Consider the following 3986-nt stretch of genomic DNA (forward strand, 5'->3'; position numbering starts at 1 on the left):
GGGAGGCTTATGCCTCCCTTAAGGCATCAATCCATTGGAATGACACTTTTGGAGAAAGTTATGGAATGGGAAAAAATAGCAGAAAAACTAAGGGACATGATAATTGGAGAAATAAAGGAAGAATTAAAGGAATTCAGAGCTTCTGTTCCAAGTGAGTTGAGTGGATTTAGAATTGCTTTAAAATCTCTTATTGCAAGACAGAACAGCATGGAAAACGAAATTAAAGAACTTAGAAAAGCAATTGATGAAACCAACAAGAGAATTGATGAACTCAGGATAGAGCTTAAAACAGAAATAATGAAGAATACTGAGCGTATTGATGAGACTAACAAAAGAATTGATGAGACTAACAAGCGTATTGACGATACGAACAAAAGAATTGATGACACTAACCAGAGGATTGATGAGCTTTATTTAATAAGCTCTCACATAAGAGCTGATTTAAACAAAGCTCTTTCAGAGAAGAAAGTTATTGATGATATGCTTACCCGAATTCAAAGACTTGAAGAAAAAGTAGCAATATAACCCTGAACTGATAAAGTCAGGAAAATTTCTTAGGAAGCGAAATTGATTTTTCTATTGTCTCAGGAAGATTTATATCTTGATGGACCGATGACAGATGACCCTAGGAAAGAAGTTCAGCTAAGTATTGATGAATTAATAAGTCTTTGAAGATATTTATGATAGCCACCTTAAAAATGAAATGTTTTCAAAGAATATTATAAGACTTGGCAAAAAGAGCCTGATAGAATTCTGGAATTTATAAAACAATGGACATTGCGATTGCTTATTCATATACCCGGGATAATCCCTGCCAGTGCTATTGGAGAACTTGAAAGAATTAAACCTTTTTGAAAAAAGTATCAGATGGAAAGCCTGTAACTGTGCCTGTGTCAGGAAGTCTTGAACAGATAAGAAAAATGCATTATTTCAAAGAGAATCAAAGTTGAAAGACCTGGAAGTGAAAACCCAGCCCCACTTTATTTTTCAACTGGAGGTCTTATGCAAGCAATAAAATATTGCATAACAACACTCTCACCACTCCCTTTTGCCTCAAATACAGGTGATCCAAACATGGTGGCGACCCTTGACTACATTCCTGGAACATGTCTGAGAGGCATGTTTGCAAATGAATATATTAAAAAAAGAAAGCTTGGTGAAAATGCCCATAAAGATGAAACCTTTTACAGAAGGTTTTTGAAATGAGAGTTAAAGATTACAAATGCTTATATCATTTATGGAAACTATCATTATTACCCTGTTCCTCTTTCAGTTCAGGAAGACAAAAATGAAAAGGGAAATGCCTATGACCTTCTGTTGGAGATGTTTCAGAAGCAAAGAAAACTGCAAAGAAAGGCAGGATTCTTATTGAAGAGACAGTCCTTGAGGGTTATCCTGAAGAGGTTCAGACAAGGATCAAGATAGACCGTTTCACAGGTGGAGTAATTGAATCAGCCCTTCTTGAAACAAAGGAAGTTTGGGTTTTTTGAGGATGCAAGGTTGTATTATAGGGGACTTGCAGATATTAGTAGTTTACGCAAAGAATATCAGAGACATATGAGTTCTTTTGATAAAAATAGTAAAAAAACTCAATATAAAATGTCTGCTGGAATTTTAACCAAAAAAGGCTTTGATTATTTCATTACACCAGCAAAAGGATTCAGACAGATACTCAAATGTGAGGCACGCCAAATGATTGAAAAAACAGGCAAGAGATATGAAGACTTCAAATTTTATAAAGTATGGGAATGAAAAAACACGCCTCAAGGGTATTTTTTGAAGATGCCTATCTTGCTGGAAATCCAGAGGATACCCTTATGCCAGCTTCAATCCCACAGATACTTTCAGGACCAAAACCAACATCTTTTCAGCACTATCTTGAGCAAAAACCTGAAAATCTTAAGAACCATTCTAAAAGCCTTGCCCATTATAATTCTGACAATCCAATCCGCGGCTACAAACTCTACTGGCACAAAGATGACACAGGATGGGAAGAGGTGGAAATATCTTATGATGAAAAAGAATTCAACGAACTACTGAAAAAGCATCTGATTAGAAAAGATAACACTTCAAAGATAAAAGAATTTAAAGAGGCTTTTGAAAAATACATTATAAGCAATGCAGGCGAAGAGATTTCATCCCTTTGGGAGACTCCCAGACTTAAAGAACTCAAAAAGATGCTTGATTTTACGAATAAACCAGAAAATAACGCAACTGAATATCTTGAACTTTCTGAATTCAGAAAAAGAAAAGTTTTGCCGAAGCTAACAAAAGTCGAATAAATTAAACTTAATTTGTGCTGACACCTTTTGGCAATATTTTGGCAATATTTTTTTACTTGTTTCTGCTAATTAAATTATGTTAATTTTAAAATTATATGTTAATTCTAAAATTAAAAAATAAAAAAGAAAGGAGGTGAAAAGGAGTGAAAAAACTTTCATTGCTGATTGTAGCACTTCTTATGCTTGTAGGTGTTAATGCTTATGCATTGGATTTTGAAGCACAGATTGGACCTGAAATAAGCCACATTACTTATAAAGAGCCTGGTGCTATGACTGAAAAAGGTTGGTTTTACGGAATGGCAGGCAGAGCAGAAGTAAAGTTTGATGTTGCAAAGGATTTGAAACTTACTGTGGGTCCAGAGCTTAAACTTGCAATAGGTAGAGTTGATTACTCTTCACCAATAAGTGGTGACATGAACGGAATCGATGACACACTTTTTGAGGCAAGAGCTTTGGTAGGACTTCAATATCAGCTTACACCAGAAGCGAAAATTAAACCTTACACAGGATTTGGCTACCGCAGTTTGGTTGATGACTCCTCTGGAAAGCAAACTTCTACTGGTGCTTGGGGTTATGAACGTTGGATAAGATACTACTACATACCAGTTGGAGTTGCATTTTCTTATGACTTCACAAAGGACTGGACAGCAAAGGCTTACGCAGAATACGACATCTTCTTAAGAGGTAAAGTAAAAAGCTATCTCAGTTCTGTTCCAGGATTTGAAGACATCACAAATACTCAGAAGTCTGGTTACGGATTAAGAGCTGGTGTTAATATTGAAAAGAAATTTACAGGATGGGCTGTTTCATTTAGCCCTTATGTAAAATACTGGAAAATCAAGGATTCTGAGGTAACATATGATTCTTTAGGTCGGGGTTGGATAGAACCACGTAATCACTCAACTGAGATTGGTAGTGCTTTAACACTTAATTTTTAGGCTACAAAATGGGAAGGCTAAGGCCTTACCCATCAAAACATTAAGTTTAAGATTTAACTCGAGGGGGAAGTTATGAGAAATAATTTAGCTTTAAAAGCTTTATCAGTCATTCTGGTAATGTTTTTTATGCTGCAGCTTACAGGCTGTGGACAGATGATTAATGCTATTGAGCATAGTGACATGCAAGTGAAGCTTAAGATGACTGATACCATATTTCTTGACCCTATAGCAAAAGCCAAAAACAAATCAGTATTTGTAGCAGTTAACAACACTTCTGATATGCAGGAAGTTGACACAGGAATGTTACAAAATCTTATATCAAGTAGACTTACTGCAAAAGGTTACCAGGTGGTAAGTAACCCTGAACAAGCAGGCTATATCATTCAGGTTAATGTGCTTTACATGGATTACTACAGGGAGACTGGAACCCGTGAGGGGGCAGTTGAAGGAGCTCTGACAGGAGCTGGAGCAGGAGCTTGGTTAGGCCAGTCAAGGGATACATCAATTGCACTGGGACTTATTGGTGGAGTAGTTGGCGGGATTGGTGGAGCACTTATAGGGAAAGCACTAAAGGTTGAAACCTATGCTGGAGTTGTTGATGTTGAACTAAGAGAGAAAACAGATAAGCCAGTGACAGGACAAATGGTAACAAATGCACAGACAGGCTCAGCTACAACAATAAAAACCACTCAGGAGATAAACACCAACTGGCAGATTTATAGAACTAAAATTGTATGCACAGCACAGCAGACAAACATTGATAAAA

The 3986-nt window shown here is 36.5% G+C and carries 6 protein-coding genes; all 6 read left to right on the forward strand.

The genetic code is table 11. From position 1 onward, the window contains the following. Positions 1 to 525 (forward strand): hypothetical protein (locus tag ACP5O9_RS06740; protein ID WP_428723675.1); only part of this gene is annotated, 525 nt, incomplete at its 5' end. 477 nt (positions 526 to 1002) lie between these two features. After that, complete coding sequence (locus ACP5O9_RS06745) at positions 1003 to 1206, forward strand: hypothetical protein (RefSeq protein ID WP_428723676.1); 204 nt, start codon at positions 1003 to 1005, stop codon at positions 1204 to 1206. A 294-nt stretch (positions 1207 to 1500) separates the two neighbouring features. Further along, on the forward strand, positions 1501 to 1752 hold the full coding sequence (locus tag ACP5O9_RS06750; protein WP_428723677.1) for a hypothetical protein: 252 nt from the start codon (positions 1501 to 1503) through the stop codon (positions 1750 to 1752). Continuing rightward, positions 1749 to 2282, forward strand: coding sequence for a hypothetical protein (locus tag ACP5O9_RS06755; RefSeq protein WP_428723678.1), 534 nt, complete (start codon positions 1749 to 1751; stop codon positions 2280 to 2282). The genes ACP5O9_RS06750 and ACP5O9_RS06755 overlap by 4 nt, the downstream gene beginning before the upstream one ends. Before the next feature lie 143 nt (positions 2283 to 2425). Further along, the gene (locus tag ACP5O9_RS06760) at positions 2426 to 3220 is read left to right on the forward strand and encodes a hypothetical protein (RefSeq protein WP_428723679.1); all 795 of its coding nucleotides are present in this window, start codon (positions 2426 to 2428) and stop codon (positions 3218 to 3220) included. 72 nt (positions 3221 to 3292) lie between these two features. Beyond that, a partial coding sequence (locus tag ACP5O9_RS06765) for a complement resistance protein TraT (RefSeq protein WP_428723680.1) occupies positions 3293 to 3986 on the forward strand: 694 nt, incomplete at its 3' end.

Origin of the sequence: Thermodesulfovibrio sp. (assembly GCF_049969575.1) — a bacterium.
GTDB lineage: Bacteria > Nitrospirota > Thermodesulfovibrionia > Thermodesulfovibrionales > Thermodesulfovibrionaceae > Thermodesulfovibrio > Thermodesulfovibrio obliviosus.

Bases quoted from the DNA above. Each gene is read 5' to 3' on its own strand.
- ACP5O9_RS06745 (WP_428723676.1), top strand. From the start codon at position 1,003: ATGCAAGCAATAAAATATTGCATAACAACACTCTCACCACTCCCTTTT.
- ACP5O9_RS06755 (WP_428723678.1), top strand. From the start codon at position 1,749: ATGAAAAAACACGCCTCAAGGGTATTTTTTGAAGATGCCTATCTTGCT.